Origin of the sequence: Kitasatospora sp. CMC57 (assembly GCF_045866025.2) — a bacterium.
Lineage (GTDB): Bacteria > Actinomycetota > Actinomycetes > Streptomycetales > Streptomycetaceae > Kitasatospora.
The window spans coordinates 1,663,958-1,679,881 of sequence record NZ_AP035881.2 but is presented as its reverse complement, the minus strand read 5'-3'; the positions used below and the strand labels follow the sequence as shown (position 1 = coordinate 1,679,881).

The following is a 15,924-nucleotide window of genomic DNA, read 5'->3' as shown; positions in this document are numbered from 1 at the left end:
CCGGCCACCCCGCGTGCCGGTCCCCGCGCGTTCGATCACGGTAAGCACCCGAGGCGGTACTTTGTGTGGCCGTTCTGCGTACGGGACAACGGAGGAGTCCAGGTGCCCTTGGTGAACATCGCAGCTCTGCAGGAGCTGCTCGCGGAGCTCGACCAGCTCTCGGCGGACGACCCCCAGGCCCCGCGCCGCACCGAAGCGATCCACTACGCCCTCGGGGTCTACACCGGAGCGTCCGAGGCCGTCGAGGCAGTCCGCCGAGCCCGGGACCTGCTGCCGGTGGCCCCGCAGCAGCCGGCCCCGTCCGTCGCGCGTTCCGCCTCGCTGCCCGGCAGCACGCTGCTCGACAGCGCTCTCGCCGATCTGGCGGGCCCGACCTCCGACACCTCCGCTCCGCACCGCACCCTGGACGACGTCATCCGGCTGACGCCCGTCCTGGTCCCCTCCTGCGTGGCCGCCGGAGTGACGCGCTGGCAGTCCGACCGGCCCGCCCACGTCCTGGTCTCGACCTCGCACGTGCACAGCCTGCTCGACCGGCTTCAGATCCAGGCCGGGCGTGGCCCACTGGTCGACGCCCGGGCCATCGCCGACGGCACCGCCACCGCCACCTTCGGTCCGGCCGCCGCCCCGACCCCGCTCGTCGCGGCCGCCGCCCGGTACGGGGTCCGCAGCGCCATCGCCGTCCTGCTCGCCTCCGGCTCGGACCACCACACCACGCTCAGCCTCTACCTCCGGACCCCGCACACCCCCGGTCCCACCGTGCGCCGCCTCGCCGCCATCCAGGCCGTGCACGCCCGGATCGCGCTGGACCGGGCGGACCTCGCCCGCGCCGTCGCGCAGCTGCTGGACCGTCGCCGACGCACCGGTCAGGCCATCGGCATGCTGATGGAGCGCCACGGCCTCACGCCGCTCGCGGCCCTCGACCTGCTCACCCGGGCCGCCCGTCGCCTCGGCACGGACCTGCCCAGCCTGGTCACCCATCTCCTCGATGCGCCCTGAGGGCGCGCTGAGGTTGAGGCCGGCTCAGGTGTCGTCCTCCGCCACGAGTCCGAGGGCTTCGAGGAGCAGGCGGCAGTCGTCCCGGTCCCGGGCGTAGGAGGCCACGACGGATCGGGCCCGGGCGCGGACGGTGGCTGGCAGGGCTTGGTCGACGGGTTCGATGATGTCGGTGATGGTGGTCAGGTCACGGTTGGCGCGGCTCATGAGGGTCACCCCCGGGGCGTGCGGTCGAGCGCGGCGAACCGTCCACCGTACTCCGCGCGAGCGTCGTACGGGAGGCCGCCCTGGTGCCGCGACCGGGATCAGGCCGGACGGAGCTGGACCGTCGTCCTGGTCTCTCCGCCGCCTCCGGCGGTGCCGACCTCGTCCACCTCGGCGAAGGCCCGCAGGGCGTCCAGCACGTAGGCGATGCGCTCGGGCGCGCCGGTGATGTCCGCACTGATCTCCCCGACCAGCCGGTGACCGGCCCCGATCCGCCGTCCCGGGCCGTCGACCAGGAAGCGCCGGCTGCCGACGGTTGGGCCGGGGCTCCCGTAGGCGAAAAACGCGTCGGTGCTCGGCTGGGGCGTGAAGGCACCGCCCAGGGCCCGGAAGACGTCGAGCGCCATCTCGTGCGTGCCGCCGTTGAGGTCCACCGTCACGTACTCGTTCGATGTCAAGGCGAGACCGTCCCTTCCCTCGCCGGCGATCCGAAACGCCGACAGCTCCAGGATGGCGCCCGTCGGCACGGGTGGCACCTCGCTCACCCGGCGTCCACTCGGCTTGCCGGGTGGGCTGTTCTGGGTTGGGCTTGGAGTGTCGGGGCGGATTCGCAGCGTGGCGAGGAAGAACGGTGTCATGACGGAGAAGAAGATCATCACGGTGTTCGGCGCGACCGGTTCCCAGGGCGGGGCCCTGGTGCGGGCGATCCTCGCGGACCCGGACGGCGAGTTCGCGGTCCGCGCCGTCACCCGTCGGCCCGACTCGGACAAGGCCCGTGAGCTGGCCGGGCTCGGCGCCGAGGTCGTACAGGCCGACATGGACGACGAGACGACGCTGGGGCCGGTGCTGGAGGGTGCGTACGGGGCGTACCTGGTGACCAACTTCTGGGAGCACATGTCCGCCGAGCGGGAGAAGGCCCAGGCGGCAGCCCTCGCGCGGGCCACCGGCCACGCCGGGGTGCAGCACGCGATCTGGTCCACGCTGGAGGACACCCGGGACTGCATCCCGCTGGACGACGACCGGATGCCCACCCTCCAGGGCTCGTACAAGGTGCCGCACTTCGACGGCAAGGCGGAGGCCGACCACTACTTCACCGACGCGGGCGCGCCGACGACCTACCTGCGCTCCACCTTCTACTGGGAGAACCTGCTCAGCGCCTTCGCTCCGCAGCGCGGCGAGGACGGTGCGCTCCAGCTCTCCTTCCCGCTCGGCGACAAGCGGCTCTCCGGCATCGCGGTCGAGGACATCGGCAAGACCGCGCTGGCCGTCTTCAAGCGCGGCACCGACCTCATCGGGGCGACCGTCAGCATCGCGGGCGAGCACCTGACGTTCGCCGACATGGCCGCCGCCCTCACCGAGGCCGTCGGAGAACCCGTGCAGTACCTGCCGCTGTCCCCGGACGCCTTCCGGGCGCTCGGCTTCCCGGGCGCGGACGAGGCCGGGAACATGTTCCAGTACTACGCCGAGTGCGAGGAGCGGTTCATCGCCGCCCGCGACCTCCGGGCGGTCCGCGAACTCAACCCCGAGCTACAGGACTTCGCCACCTGGCTGGCCGCCCACGGGGACGCTCTGCGGGCGGCCTGGAGCTGACGGGGTCCGGACCGGCCGAAGCGGTGTCCGGCCCGGGCGGTGTCGCGAGGCGAGGGCCGTGCCCGGTCGACCCGGGGCGGGCAGGTCCTGGACGGGCCGGCTGACAGGGGCGGCGGGCATGCGCGATCATGAACCGGATGACACCCGTTTCCTTGGAACAGCCGAGCTGGTCGACGTACCGTCCGTCGCGGTCGTGGTCGATGTCATGCGTGCTTTCACCGTGGCCCCCTGGGCCTTCGCCCAGGGGGCGGAGAAGATCGTGCTCGCCGGGTCGCTGGACGACGCCCTGGCGCTCAAGGCGCGCCACCCGGACTGGCTGACGCTCAAGGACGGACCGGCGGCGCCCGGCTTCGACCTGGTCAACTCGCCGGGCCTGCTGCGGTCCGTCGACCTCGGCGGGCGGACCGTGGTGCAGAAGACCACGGCGGGTACGGTCGGCGCCCTCGCGGTCAAGGAGGCGTCGCTGGTGCTGTGCGCGAGTTTCGCGGTGGCCGGGGCGACGGCCCGGCTGCTGCGGACCCGCAGCGGTGACAGCGTCACGTTCGTGGTCACCGGCGAGGACGGGCAGGCCGACGAGGACCTGGCGTGCGCCCAGTACATCGCCCGGAGGAGGGCCGAGCACGGGGCGGACGCCGGCGAGTTCGTCCGCCGCGCCGCCGGCTCGCGCGCGGCCACCGAGCTGGCGGAGGGGGTGCGCGAAGGAGTCCACCCCGATGACGTCGCGCTCTGTCTCGAGGTCGACCGGTTCCCCTTCGCCATGGTGGCGTCCCTGGAGGACTCGCTGATGGTGCTGCGCCCCCGGACGCCTCAGCCGGTCGGCTGACCCACCGTCAGGACGCCCGCGCGCGGACGCTTCTGTGGCTGCGACGCACATGGATCGTCACCGCCCCTGGTGGGCAAGCGCGAGCCGCTCGGTTCTGTTCGGCGCCGACTCAACTGGCTTTTCGTTCATGTGCCTTGACGGGACTGTCCGGTGCCTGGCTTGATTGCTGGGAGCGCTCCCACACCTGATCCCCCACCCACCGAGGAAGGCTCCACCCGTGCCTCCTGTCATCTCCGCCCGCGGCGTGCCCCGTCGCGCGGCCGCCGTACTCACCGGCCTCGCACTGGCCGTCGGCGGCCTGTCCGCGACCGCTCTGACCGTTCCGGTCGCGGCTGCCGCCGCTGCGACTGCCGTCGCTGACACACCCGTCCGGGTCAACCAGCTCGGCTATCTGCCCGACGGCCCCAAGCGGGCCACCGTGGTCAGCTCCGCGACCGCCCCGCTCGCCTGGCAACTGCGCGACGCCTCGGGGGCGGTGGCTGCCTCGGGCGCCACCACGGTGCGCGGCGCCGACCAGGCGTCCGGCCAGTCCACGCACCTGGTGGACTTCGGCGCGTACACCGGCACCGGTACCGGCTACACCCTGGTCGTCGGTGGCCAGACCAGCCACCCCTTCGACATCTCCGCGTCGCTGTACGACGGACTGCGCGCGGACAGCATGTCGTTCTTCTACCAGCAGCGCAGCGGTATCGCGATCGACGCCGGGCTGGCGGGCGGCAGTGCCTACGCCCGTCCCGCCGGGCACCTGGGGGTGGCGCCGAACAAGGGTGACACCAGCGTCCCCTGTCAGGCCGGGGTCTGCGACTACCAGTTGGACGTGCGCGGTGGCTGGTACGACGCGGGCGACCAGGGCAAGTACGTCGTCAACGGCGGCATCGCCGTCTGGGAGATGGTCAACTCCTTCGAGCGGGCGCACCGTTCGGGCGGCGACGCGGCGGTCGGTGACTCGACGTTGCGGGTGCCGGAGCGCGGCAACGGGACGCCGGACGTACTGGACGAGGCCCGCTGGGAGCTGGAGTTCCTGCTGAAGATGCAGGTCCCGGTCGGGAAGCCGATGGCCGGGATGGCCTTCCACAAGATTCACGACGCCCAGTGGACCGCCCTGCCGACACGGCCCGAACTTGACTCCGAGCAGCGGGAGTTGCACAAGCCATCGACCGCCGCGACGCTGAACCTGGCAGCCTCGGCCGCGCAGTGCGCCCGGGTGTACGCGCCGTACGACAGCGCGTTCGCCGCCCGCTGCCTGGACGCGGCCCGCCGCGCCTGGACGGCCGCCAAGGCCAACCCGAACGTGCTCGCCCTGGCGACCGACAGCACCGGCGGCGGTGCGTACGAGGACGCCGACGTCTCCGACGAGTTCTACTGGGCGGCGGCCGAACTCCTCGCCACCACCGGCGAGTCGCAGTACCGGGACGCCGTCACCTCCTCCCCGCACCACACCAAGCCGGTCGACGGGTTCTGGTGGGGCGGCACCGCGACGCTCGGCCGGATCACCCTCGCCACCGTCCCCGGCGTGGCGCTGCCCGCCGACGACGTGGCCCGGATACGCGGCCTGCTGACCTCGGCCGCCGACGGCAACCTGACCACCATGGCCGGCCAGGGCTACGCGGTGCCGCTCGCCGCCACCGGGTACGTGTGGGGCTCCAACAGCGCCGTCACCAACAACGCGATGCTGCTCGCCGTCGCGTACGAGCTCACCGGCCAACAGCGGTACCGGGCTGGTGCGTTGGAGTCCATGGACTATCTGCTCGGCCGCAACGCGCTCGACCTCTCGTACGTCACCGGCTACGGCGAGCGCTACTCCGAGAACCAGCACCACCGGTTCTGGGCGCACCAGAACGACGCCTCGCTGCCGCACCCGCCGGCCGGCTCCTTCGCGGGTGGGCCTAACGCGGGGCTGGAGGACCCGGTGGCCAAGGAGAAGCTCACGGGCTGCGCCCCGGCGGCGTGCTACGTGGACGACATCGGCTCGTACTCCACCAACGAGGTGGCGATCAACTGGAACGCCTCGCTGGCCTGGCTGGCGGCCTTCGCGGCGGAGCGGCGCAGCACCCCGGTAGTGCCCGTGGTCCAGGTGGCACCGGCGGCCGTGACGGTCCCGGAGGGCGGTTCGGCGGCGGTGGGTGTGCGCCTCTCGGTCGCGCCCGCGCAGAACGTCACCCTGACGGTGGCCCGGAGCTCCGGCGACCAGGACCTGTCGGCGGCCGCGACCCTGGTGTTCACCCCGGCCAACTGGGCGACGGCGCAGCAGCTCGCGGTCTCCGCCGCGCAGGACGCCGACGCGGTGAACGGCAGCGCCACCTTCACGGTCGGCGGGCCCGGCGTGCAGTCGGCCACGTTCACGGCGACGGAGGCGGACGACGACGCGGTGTCGTCGGCCTCCTGCTCGGTCGCGTACCGGGTCGACAACGCCTGGGGCAACGGCTTCACGGCGACGGTGACGGTGAAGAACACCGGTACCTCGGCGATCTCCGGGTGGACCCTGGGCTGGAACTTCGCGGGTGACCAGCGGATCAGCAACGCCTGGAACGCCACGGCGACCCAGTCGGGCAGCGCGGTGACCGTCCGGGACGCAGGCTGGAACGGCAACCTGCCGCCCGGCGGCAGCGCGAGCTTCGGCTTCCAGGCGACGTACTCGGGCACCAACGCCGTCCCGGCGCGCTACACGGTGAACGGCGCGGTCTGCTCCTGAGCACCGCACCCTGCCCGCCACGTCTCCCCGGCGCGGCGGGCAGGGTGCGTCCGGACGGTCGGTTGAGCGGCGGGTACCGGGGCGCGATGCTGGAGGCAGCGCCGGTGACGGGTGGCGCGGCGCAGGGCCGCGGGCGCGGCAGGAACGAGGCCCACCATGGAGAACGAGCCTGATACGAGCGCGAGGGGCGTGGTAGCTCCCGAGGACTTCGCGGTGGTCGTGGACGACCGCGGAGCCGTCATGGTGTGGAGCGCCGGAGCCGGTCGGCTCCTCGGGTACCGGCCCGAGGAGGCGGTGGGCCGCCCGGCCGTCCGGCTGCTCGCCGCGGCGCCGCCCTCGGCCCTGCGGCGCCACCTGGCCGCCGGTGAGCCCTGGACCAGCGATCTGGCGCTGCGGACCAGGGACGGGGACCGGATCACCGTGCCGCTCCGGGGCACGCCGCTGGAGGGCTCCAACGGCCGGACCTGCTGGGTCGTCACCCCGGCGGCGGTGACCTACCCCGTCGGGCCGACCGACGCGTCGTCGGCGGAGCTGTGGGACCTCACGCTCGCCCAGCTCCCCCTGCCGGTCGCCGTCTACGACCGGGACGCCCGGTTGGTGAGCTGCAACCAGGTGATGAGCCGGGCCATGGGGCTGACGCCGGAGGAGATGCGGGGAAAGACGCTCTGGGAGATCTACCCCGCCCCGCCGCTGGACGAGATCGACCGGCTGCAGCGGCAGGTGCTCCGCACCGGCGAGATGATCTTCCGCGAGGAGCAGCCGTTCCGGGCCTCCGGTGAGGTCCGCGACCACGCGTGGTCGCTCTTCATCTCCCCGTTGAAGGACCGGGCGGGGGAGGTGCTGGGGCTGTCGGCGCTGGTCATCGACATCACCGAGCAGTACTGGGCCCGGCGCCGCCTGGCGGTGCTGAACGACGCGGGCATGCGCATCGGCCGCTCCCTGGACGTCACCCGGACCGCCGAGGAGCTGGCCGAGGTGGCGGTGGAGGGGTTCTGCGACTACGTGACCGTCGACCTGCTGGAGTCGGTGGTCCAGGGCCACGAGCCGCAACCGGTGCCCCCGGACACGCCGGTGGTGCTCCGCCGCACCGCGCAGCGGTCGGTGCTTCCCGGGTGCCCTGAGTCGGCGGTCGCGGTCGGGGACACCGACGGCTACCCGCCGGGCTCCCCACCGGCCCGGGCGCTGAGCACCGGTGAGGGCGCCACGTACCGGATGGGCGACCCGCTGTTGCGCGAGTGGCTGTCGGCCTCCCCGGTGCGCGCGGAGCGCATGAGGCGGTTCGAGATCCACTCGATGATGATGGTGCCGCTGCGCGCGCGGGGCGTCACCCTCGGGGTGATGCACCTGCTGCGGCACCGCACCGCCGACCCGTTCGGCCAGGACGACCTGGTGCTCGCCGAGGAGATCGCTGCCCGGGCGGCCCTGAGCGTCGACAACGCCCGCCGCTACACCCGCGAGCGGCACACCGCGCTCACCCTCCAGCGCAGTCTGCTGCCCGAACGGCTGCCGCACGTGCAGGCGCTCGAGCTCGCCTACCGGTACCTGCCGGCAGGCGGCGGGGAGGAGATCGGCGGCGACTGGTTCGACGTCATCGCCCTGTCCGGCGGCCGGGTCGCCCTGGTGGTGGGCGACGTGGTGGGCCACGGGGTGCAGGCCTCGGCCACCATGGGCCGCCTGCGCACAGCCGTACGGACCCTCGCCGACGTGGACTTCACACCCGACGAGCTGCTCACCCGGTTGGACGACCTGGTGCTCCGCCTCGACCGGGAGCGGGGCGGCGAAGGGGAGAGCGCCTCCTCCGGCGAGGTCGGGGCCACCTGTCTGTACGCCGTCTACGATCCCGTCACCGGCCGGTGCGACCTGGCCAGGGCGGGGCATCCGGCCCCGATCCTGGTGACCCCCGACGCGGCCCGGCTGCTGGACCTGCCCGCCGGGCCGCCGCTCGGCCTGGGCGGCCTGCCCTTCGAGGCCGCCCGGATCGACCTGGCCGAGGGCAGCCTGCTCGCCCTCTACACCGACGGCCTGATCGAGTCCGCCGACCACGACATCGACGTCGGCCTGGAGCTGCTTGCCGAAGCGCTGCGCCGCCCGGCCGCCGATCTGGAGGAGATCTGCGACGAGGTGCTGCGCAAGGTGCGGTCCGAGGCGCCGGCCGACGACATCGTCCTGCTGCTGGCCCGCGCCTCCACCCTCGACGCGGACCGGGTCCGCAGCTGGCAGGTCCCGGCGGATCCGGCGGCCGTCGCGGGCCTCCGCCGGACGGTGAGCGAACAGCTGGACGCCTGGGGGCTGTCCGAGCTCGTCTTCGCCACCGAGCTGATCGTCAGTGAACTGGTCACCAACGCCATCCGGTACGGCAGCGAGCCGATCCAGCTGCGGCTGATCCGCGCCGACGCGCTTGTCTGCGAGGTCTCCGACGGCAGCAACACCGCCCCGCACCTGCGGCGGGCCCTCATCTTCGACGAGGGCGGCCGCGGTCTGCTGCTGGTCGCGCAGGTCTCCGAGCGCTGGGGCTGCCGGCAGAGCTCGGTGGGCAAGACGATCTGGTCCGAACAGGCCCTCGCCGACGGGGCGTCAGGCGGGTAGGGCCCGTGGTGTCAGGCGGGCTCGCCCCGGGCCGTCAGGCGGGTAGCGCCCGGGTGTCGACGATCCGTTCGAAGAAGAACTCGTGCTTGAGGAAGGAGACGTCGTACTCGTGACCCGGGTACGGCGGGATCAGCTGGGCGGCCTGGAACAGCCGCCAGCCGTCCAGGAGCGCCGCCACCCCCGTGTCGTACGGGGGTTCGTCGCTGTCGCCGGTGGTGGGCGAGGTGTGGCCGGTGCCGTCGTACCTCGCCCAGCCGACCACGTACGAGTCCAGCGCCGAGTCGGAGAGGTAGAGCACCAGCACCTGTTGGCGCAGCCTATCCGTGGTCATATCGCCTGCTCCTCGGGGCGGTTGGAGACCCTGGTCACCCAGTGGTCGAGGTCGTAGCCGTCGTCGCCGGTCAGCTCCCGCCACAGCAGGATGCGGTTGTACCGTTCCAGCCGGCCGGTCGCGCCCTCGTACCACGGGAACATCGTGTCCAACTCCGCGTTCACCTGCGGGTCGTGGAGGTCCGAGGTGTCCCACAGCCGTTGCTGGCGCACCGTCGGGTTGAAGCGGATCTTGAACATCCAGCGCTTCGTGTCGCTGTCGTTGCGCCGGCCACCGTGCCAGATGCCGTGGTGCAGAAACACCACCGTCCCGGCGGGGCAGACCAGCCGGTCCTGTCCGCGCAGGTTCTGGTAACGGCCGGTGTCCGACTCGTTGGTCCGGCGGAGGTGGCTGCCGGGGACGCTGAGGGTGCCGCCCATCTCCAGGGTCACCGCCTGTGGGTAGTACATCAGTTGCACGTCGAAGGCGTCCGGCCGGACGTCGATGATGGCGTCCCCGTGCAGTGCCTGGGCGTTGCCGCCGTGCGGTTCGCGGACGTGCACGAAGTGGTGGTCCACCGACGGCTCGGGGCCCACCAGGCTGCGGAGCGCCCCTGCGACCTGCGGCAGTTCGAGCAGTCTCCGGACGAAGGAACCCTCGGGGTAGGCCGTGGACAGCGGCGTCCCGTACGGGACCGGCGGCACGTCGTCCGCCAGGACCTCCAGGCCCTCGGCGTTCAACTCCGCCGGGACCACCGCGTCCAGCCGCAGCGCGCCGCGCGCGACGAAGCGCGCCATCTGGACGGAGCTGAGCAGTTGTTGGCTGTTCTCCATGGCCGCCACGTTAGGTGCGGGCGTCGTCCCACCGCGTGGGTCGTGTTCACCCACTGGTGGTCGATTCTCACCGTGCCGTCCCGCGCGGCGTGGTAGACACCTGACCATGCACACGGCCATCGCCCATCTGGACGAGCCCCCGACCATCGCCGCCGTCGGCATCGCCGTGCACGGGCCGGCGGGCCGAGTGGAGGTGTTCTCGCTGCCGGACCTGTGGCAGCTCCATCTCTACGGCTACGACGCCGACTTGACGGTGGACGGCACCCAGCACACGATCCGCCCCGGACGGGTCAGCCTCGTACCGCCGGGGTCCGAGGTCCGCTACCGCTACCGGGGCCCCTCCGAACACCTCTACGTCCATCTCCGCCTGGGCACCGGGGGAGCGCCCACCAGCGTCCCGGTGATCCAGTCGGCTGGTCCTGAACTGGCGCTGCTCACCGCGCAGTTGCGGCAGGCGCTGGCCGCCTGGCCGCACACCCCGGCCCGGGCCGTGGCCGAGGTGTGGGGCGCGCTGTGGCGGGTCTCCCGGCTCACCCCGCCGGGGGAGCGGAGCGCGCAGGCCGCGCATCCGGCGGTCGCGGCCGCGGTGGCCCTGATCGAGGCACGGCTGGCCGAACCGCTGACGGTTCCGGAGATCGCGAAGGCGGCCGGGGTCTCGCACAACCACCTGACCCGGCTGTTCCGGGCCGCCACGGACGAGACGGTGGTGGGCTACATCCGGGCCCGGCGGATGGAGCGGGCCCGCCACTTCCTGTGCGCCACCACGCTCTCCATCCCGGCCGTCGCGGCCTCGGTCGGCATCCCCGACCTCCAGGCGTTCAACAAGACCTGCCGGCGCGAACTGGGCGCCTCCCCGCGCGGTATCCGGGCCGCCGGGGCGGAACCCTCGCTGTGCCCGGGAGGGTGAAAGCTCGGGCCCGTCACAGCAGTTGGCTGACAGCGCCGCGCCGCCGACCGTGGGAACGGTCGGCGGCGCGGCGCTGTCAGCGGTGCTGTCAGTCGAGGGCGCCGCGGCGGATCACGTCGGCGTACCAGTGGGCACTGCTCTTCGGGGTGCGGACCAGGGTGTCGTAGTCGACGCGGATGATGCCGAAGCGCTTCTCGTAGCCGTACGCCCACTCGAAGTTGTCCATCAGGGACCAGAGGAAGTAGCCCCGGACGTCCGCGCCGCCGGCGATCGCCTCGGAGATCGCGGCCAGGTGGTCGCGGAGGTAGGCGGTCCGCTCGGGGTCGTGGACGCTGCCGTCGGGGCCGGCCACGTCCTCGAAGGCAGCGCCGTTCTCGGTGACCAGGAGCGGCACGCCGAACTCGTGGTGCAGGGCGAGCAGCGTGTCGGACAGCCCGGTCGGGTCGATCGGCCAGCCCATCGCGGTGACGTTCTCGTTGGCGAGGTGGAAGGCGACGTCCTCGGCGCCCGGCCACGGCGAGTGCGAACTCGCGCCGTGCCCGTCCTGGCGAGGGAGGTCCTTGGCGTTGGCGGCCGAGGAGATCACGGTCGGATTGTAGTAGTTGAGGCCGAGCACGTCGATCGGGCGGGAGATCTCGGCCAGGTCGCCGTCGTGGACCAGCTCGTCCCACTTGACCAGGTGGCCGGTGTCGGCGAGCAGGTCCTCGTCGTACCGGCCCTTGAGCATCGGGCTGGTGAAGATCCGGTTCCCGACGGCGTCGATCCGGCGGGCCGCCTCCAGGTCACCGGCGTCCGCGCTGCGCGGCCGGACGGCGTGCAGGTTGAGCGAGACGGCGAGCTGGGCGTCGGCGGGCAGTGCGGCGCGGAGGGCGCCGACCGCCAGGCCGTGGCCGAGGTTGAGGTGGTGGGCGGCCTTGAGGGCGTCGGCCGGGTCGGTACGGCCGGGGGCGTGCACGCCGGAGCCGTAGCCGAGGAAGGCGCTGCACCAGGGCTCGTTGAGCGTGGTCCAGGTGGAGACCCGGTCGCCGAGCGCCTCGGCGGCCAGGGCGGTGTAGTCGGCGAAGCGGTACGCGGTCTCCCGGACCGGCCAGCCACCGGCGGACTCCAGCTCCTGCGGCAGGTCCCAGTGGTAGAGGGTGGCGACCGGGGCGATGCCGTGCGTCAACAGCTCATCGACCAGCGCCCGGTAGAAGTCGAGACCGCGCTCGACGGCCGGGCCGCGCCCGGTCGGCTGGACGCGGGGCCAGGAGATGGAGAAGCGGTAGGCGGTGAGGCCGAGGTCGGCCATCATCCGGACGTCCTCGCGGAACCGGTGGTAGTGGCCGATCGCGGTGTCGCCGGTGTCACCGTTGGCGACCTTGCCGGGGGTGTGGCTGAAGGTGTCCCAGATCGACGGGGTGCGACCGTCCTCCGCGACGGCGCCCTCGATCTGGTACGCGGCGGTGGCCGCGCCCCAGGCGAAGCCGGCGGGGAACGTACGGGGGGCGGGGTTCGCGGTCATGAGGGTGTGCTCCAAGAGATTCGGTGACGGTCGGGTGGCGGCCTGACGGCCGGTCACCCCTTCAGCGCGCCCTGGGTGATGCCGCCGACGATCTGCCGGCCGAAGACGACGAAGACGAGCAGCAGGGGCAGGGTGCCGACGAGCGCGCCGGCGGTGATGACCGACCAGTCGGTGGACCAGCCGGTGCCGAGCCCGGCCAGGGCGACCTGGACGGTGGGGTTGGTGGCGCCGTTCATCGCGATGATCGGCCACAGGAAGTCGTTCCAGGACTGGACGAAGGCGAGCATCCCGAGCACGGCCATCGCGGGCCGGGCGATCGGGACGACGACGTGCCAGACCACCCGCAGCGAGTTCGCGCCGTCGACCAGGGCCGCTTCCAGCAGCTCGGTGGGCAGCGCCTGGGTCAGGTACTGGCGCATGAAGAACACGCCGAACGCGGTCACCAGGGTGGGCAGCACCAGGGCACCGAGCTGGTTGCCGAGCCCCAGGTGCTTCATCAGGATGAACAGCGGGACGATGCTGACCTGGGCCGGCACGGCCATGGTGGCGACCACCAGGGCGAGCAGGGCGCCGCGGCCCCGGAACCGGAGCTTGGCGAACGCGAACCCGGCCAGCACCGAGAACGCCACGGTGCTGAGCGCGACGGTACCCGCGACCAGGGTCGAGTTGAGCAGTGCGACACCCATGCCGCGGGCCCCGGCGTTGTGCCACACGTAGCCGATGTTGCGGAACAGGTTGCCGCCGGGCAGTAGCGGCGGCGGCGTGGAGATGACCTGGTGGCTGTCGGTGGACGCCGCCACGACCGTCCAGTACAGCGGGAACAGCGAGGCGAGGGAGACCAGGACCAGCATGGTCAGGGCGACCGGTCCGGCCCGGTGCTGGCCGCCCGCGCCGAGGGCGCGGGGCCGGCGGCGGCGCCCGGTCGCGGGGGCGTCGGCGGAGCCGGGGACCGGCCTCGCCGCGGGGGAGTCGTGGGCAGTGATGGTGGTCATGTCGTCCTTCCCGCTCACTGGGCGGAGCGCAGGCGGCGGGCGATCAGCGTGTTGGCGAGACCGACCAGCAGGAGCAGGCCGAACATCATCCAGGCGATGGCGGAGGCGCGGCCGAGCATGCTGTGGTGGAAGCCGGTGTCGTACATCAGGATGCCGAGGGTCTCGTACTGGTGGTCCGCACCGCCCTGGTGGCCGGTCTGGCCGCCGAACAGGTAGGGCTCGCCGAAGAGTTGGGTGGCGCCGATGGAGGAGACCACCACGGTGAACAGGATGGTGGGACGTAGCTCGGGGATCGTCACGTGGCGGAACTGCTGCCAGCGGGAGGCGCCGTCGATGGCGGCGGCCTCGTACAGCTCGCGCGGGATCGCCTGCATCGCGGCCAGGTAGATCAGCGCGTTGTAGCCGGTCCACCGCCAGATGACGATCACGGACACGGCGAACTGGGAACTCCAGGGGCCGGCCTCCCAGTGGACCGGACCGGCCCCGACCAGGCTCAGCAGCCAGTTGGCCATGCCGCCCTCGGGGCTGAAGATGAGCGCGAAGACCAGGGTCGCGGCGGCCACCGAGGTCGCGTACGGCGCGAGCAGCGCGGTGCGGAAGAACCCCCGGGCCGGGAGGTGGTAGTTGAGCAGGTGGGCGAGGCCGAGCGCGAGCAGCAGCTGCGGGACGGTGGACAGGAGGCCGAGCGTGATCGTGTTGCCGAGGGCGTTCCAGAAGAAGTGGCTCGGCGGCCCGAACAGCAGGTCCCGGTAGTTCTGCAGGCCCACCCAGTCGGCCTGGTCCACGTTGTAGAGGCTGACCCGGTGCAGGGACAGCCAGCCGGTGTAGAGCAGCGGGAAGAGGCCGAAGGCGGCGAACACCAGGAAGAAGGGCGCGACGAACAGGTAGGGCGAGGCTGCGCGGTCCCAGCGGTGGAGGCGGCTGCGTCGGCTCGCCCCGCCGTGGTCGGGCGCGACCGGGGGCGGTGAGCCGGCCGGGCCGGTTCGGTGGGTGCGGGTGGGGGTGGCCACAGGGGATTCCTCCGTGCCGGGACGACGGCCAAGCGGGTCGTCGGGTCGTTCTGGAAGGGCGTGGACGGTCGGCGGCGGTGCCGTACGGGCGGCCGTACGGCACCGGGAGCCGGCTACTGGATGCTGCTCTCGATCTGCTTGAGGGTGGCGGCCCAGGCCTCGTCGGCGCTCTTGTTGTTCTGCTCCATCAGCAGCACGCCGTTGCTGAACGCCCCGTGCAGGTCACCGTGGTGCGGGCCGGTCTCGGCGGGCGTGATCGCCTTCGCGGCGGTGGAGAAGATCTGCCCGGTGGGGGCCTTCGGGCCGATGTAGGGGTTGGTGAAGTCGGTGACGCCGGGCAGCGTGTACGCCTTCTGGTTGGCGGGGATGTTGCCGACCTTCTGGAAGACCTTGGCCTGCTGCTCCGGCGCGGTGAGCCAGACGGCCAGCGCCTGGGCCTGCGCGACGTGCTTGCCGGAGGCCGGTACGGCGAGGAAGGAGCCGCCCCAGTTGCCGGCGGCGGGAGCCTGCGCGATGTTCCACTTCCCGGCGTTGGCCGGGCCGGAGTACTTCTCGATGTTGGCCTGCTGCCAGGACGGGCAGACCGTGGTGGCGAAGGTGGAGTTGGAGAAGGCGGTCTGCCAGGGGGTGTCGAACTCCTTGAGCCCCTGGGAGACTCCGGCCTTGACCGCCTCGGCTGCCAGCTGCCAGCCCGTCCTGACGCCGGCGGAGTCCTGGTACGCCATCTTCCCGCTCCGGTAGTACTGCTCGGCGTTGGAGGAGACCACGCCGTTGTAGAGGCCGGTGGCGGTGTCCATGAAGAAGCTGCCCTTGGGCGCCTTGGCCTGGTACTGCCGTCCGACCTCGACGTACTTGGCCCAGTCACCCGCCCACAGGGCGCTGACCGCGGCGGGGTCGGACGGCAGGCCGGCCGCCTGGAACAGGTCCTGGCGGTAGCAGATCGCCATCGGGCCGACGTCGGTGCCGAGGCCGATGGTCCTGCCCTCGGTGGTGGTCGCCTGCTTCCACTTCCACGGCAGGTAGGTCTCCTTGTCGACGCCCGGGGCCTTCGACAGGTCGGTGAACGCCCCGTTGAGCTGGTCGGAGGTGGCCAGCGCGATCCGGCTCACCTCCAGCGCCTGGATGTCGTCGAGTCCGCCGCCCGACAGACGGGTCTGCAGGGCGGTCCAGTAGTCGCCCTCCTGGGTGGTGGAGTTCTCCTTGATGGTGATGTTCGGGTGGGCCTTCGTGTACTCGTCGAAGAGCCCGGCCTCCTTGTAGCCGAAGGTGCCGAAGTCGCCCACGCTGAGCGTGATCTGCGCGTTCGGGTCGTCCGAGCCCGCCCCGCTGGAGGAGCATCCGGTGACCAGCAGCCCGGCGGTGACGGCGGCGGACACGAGGGCGGTGGTTCTGCGGGTACGGCGGTGCGGCGACATGGATTCTCCAGAAGGGGTGGGTGCGGAGTGGGGCCGCGCGGGACGGGGCGGGGCACCCGAGGGCGGGG

General features: G+C 72.5%; 14 protein-coding genes. 6 read left to right on the top strand and 8 right to left on the bottom strand.

Going from position 1 to position 15,924, the window contains the following annotated elements:
- Positions 1-111: 111 nt before the first annotated feature.
- Positions 112-996, top strand: a complete 885-nt coding sequence (locus tag ACKUU6_RS07740) for an ANTAR domain-containing protein (RefSeq protein WP_407987722.1) — start codon at positions 112-114, stop codon at positions 994-996.
- A 24-nt stretch (positions 997-1,020) separates the two neighbouring features.
- On the opposite strand, the gene ACKUU6_RS07735 is transcribed toward ACKUU6_RS07740, so the two are convergent.
- A complete protein-coding gene (locus tag ACKUU6_RS07735) occupies positions 1,021-1,200 on the bottom strand; it encodes a hypothetical protein (protein ID WP_407987721.1) in 180 nt (59 codons plus the stop codon).
- 98 nt (positions 1,201-1,298) lie between these two features.
- Entirely contained in the window at positions 1,299-1,655 is a 357-nt protein-coding gene (locus ACKUU6_RS07730) for a hypothetical protein (protein WP_407987720.1), read from the bottom strand.
- Positions 1,656-1,833: 178 nt separating this feature from the next.
- On the opposite strand from ACKUU6_RS07730, the gene ACKUU6_RS07725 reads away from it, so the two are divergent.
- From ACKUU6_RS07725 to ACKUU6_RS07710, 4 genes are all read left to right on the top strand, one after another.
- On the top strand, positions 1,834-2,787 hold the full coding sequence (locus ACKUU6_RS07725; protein WP_407987719.1) for an NmrA/HSCARG family protein: 954 nt from the start codon (positions 1,834-1,836) through the stop codon (positions 2,785-2,787).
- Positions 2,788-2,905: 118 nt separating this feature from the next.
- Positions 2,906-3,610, top strand: a complete 705-nt coding sequence (locus ACKUU6_RS07720) for a 2-phosphosulfolactate phosphatase (RefSeq protein WP_407987718.1) — start codon at positions 2,906-2,908, stop codon at positions 3,608-3,610.
- A gap of 217 nt (positions 3,611-3,827) precedes the next feature.
- Positions 3,828-6,302: a glycoside hydrolase family 9 protein gene (locus ACKUU6_RS07715; protein WP_407987717.1), complete on the top strand. Its 2,475-nt coding sequence runs from the start codon at positions 3,828-3,830 to the stop codon at positions 6,300-6,302.
- A gap of 156 nt (positions 6,303-6,458) precedes the next feature.
- Positions 6,459-8,888, top strand: a complete 2,430-nt coding sequence (locus ACKUU6_RS07710) for a SpoIIE family protein phosphatase (protein WP_407987716.1) — start codon at positions 6,459-6,461, stop codon at positions 8,886-8,888.
- Between the two features lie 34 nt (positions 8,889-8,922).
- Here ACKUU6_RS07710 and ACKUU6_RS07705 read toward each other — a convergent pair whose 3' ends face one another.
- Both ACKUU6_RS07705 and ACKUU6_RS07700 read right to left on the bottom strand, forming a co-directional pair.
- Positions 8,923-9,219 (bottom strand): hypothetical protein, encoded by a 297-nt coding sequence (locus tag ACKUU6_RS07705; RefSeq protein ID WP_407987715.1) that lies wholly within the window; start codon positions 9,217-9,219, stop codon positions 8,923-8,925.
- Positions 9,216-10,031, bottom strand: a complete 816-nt coding sequence (locus tag ACKUU6_RS07700; RefSeq protein WP_407987714.1) for a phytanoyl-CoA dioxygenase family protein — start codon at positions 10,029-10,031, stop codon at positions 9,216-9,218. Before ACKUU6_RS07700 ends, ACKUU6_RS07705 begins: the two co-directional genes overlap by 4 nt.
- 106 nt (positions 10,032-10,137) lie before the next feature.
- On the opposite strand from ACKUU6_RS07700, the gene ACKUU6_RS07695 reads away from it, so the two are divergent.
- Positions 10,138-10,938 carry a helix-turn-helix transcriptional regulator gene (locus tag ACKUU6_RS07695; RefSeq protein ID WP_407987713.1) on the top strand — a complete coding sequence of 267 codons (801 nt, stop codon included), beginning with the start codon at positions 10,138-10,140 and terminating at the stop codon, positions 10,936-10,938.
- 88 nt (positions 10,939-11,026) lie between these two features.
- On the opposite strand, the gene ACKUU6_RS07690 is transcribed toward ACKUU6_RS07695, so the two are convergent.
- From ACKUU6_RS07690 to ACKUU6_RS07675, 4 genes are all read right to left on the bottom strand, one after another.
- A complete protein-coding gene (locus ACKUU6_RS07690) occupies positions 11,027-12,439 on the bottom strand; it encodes a GH1 family beta-glucosidase (protein ID WP_407987712.1) in 1,413 nt (470 codons plus the stop codon).
- Between the two features lie 53 nt (positions 12,440-12,492).
- The gene (locus ACKUU6_RS07685) at positions 12,493-13,431 is read right to left on the bottom strand and encodes a carbohydrate ABC transporter permease (RefSeq protein WP_407987711.1); all 939 of its coding nucleotides are present in this window, start codon (positions 13,429-13,431) and stop codon (positions 12,493-12,495) included.
- A 14-nt stretch (positions 13,432-13,445) separates the two neighbouring features.
- A complete protein-coding gene (locus tag ACKUU6_RS07680; RefSeq protein ID WP_407987710.1) occupies positions 13,446-14,441 on the bottom strand; it encodes a carbohydrate ABC transporter permease in 996 nt (331 codons plus the stop codon).
- Between the two features lie 113 nt (positions 14,442-14,554).
- Positions 14,555-15,856 carry an extracellular solute-binding protein gene (locus ACKUU6_RS07675; RefSeq protein WP_407987709.1) on the bottom strand — a complete coding sequence of 434 codons (1,302 nt, stop codon included), beginning with the start codon at positions 15,854-15,856 and terminating at the stop codon, positions 14,555-14,557.
- Positions 15,857-15,924: the final 68 nt, after the last annotated feature.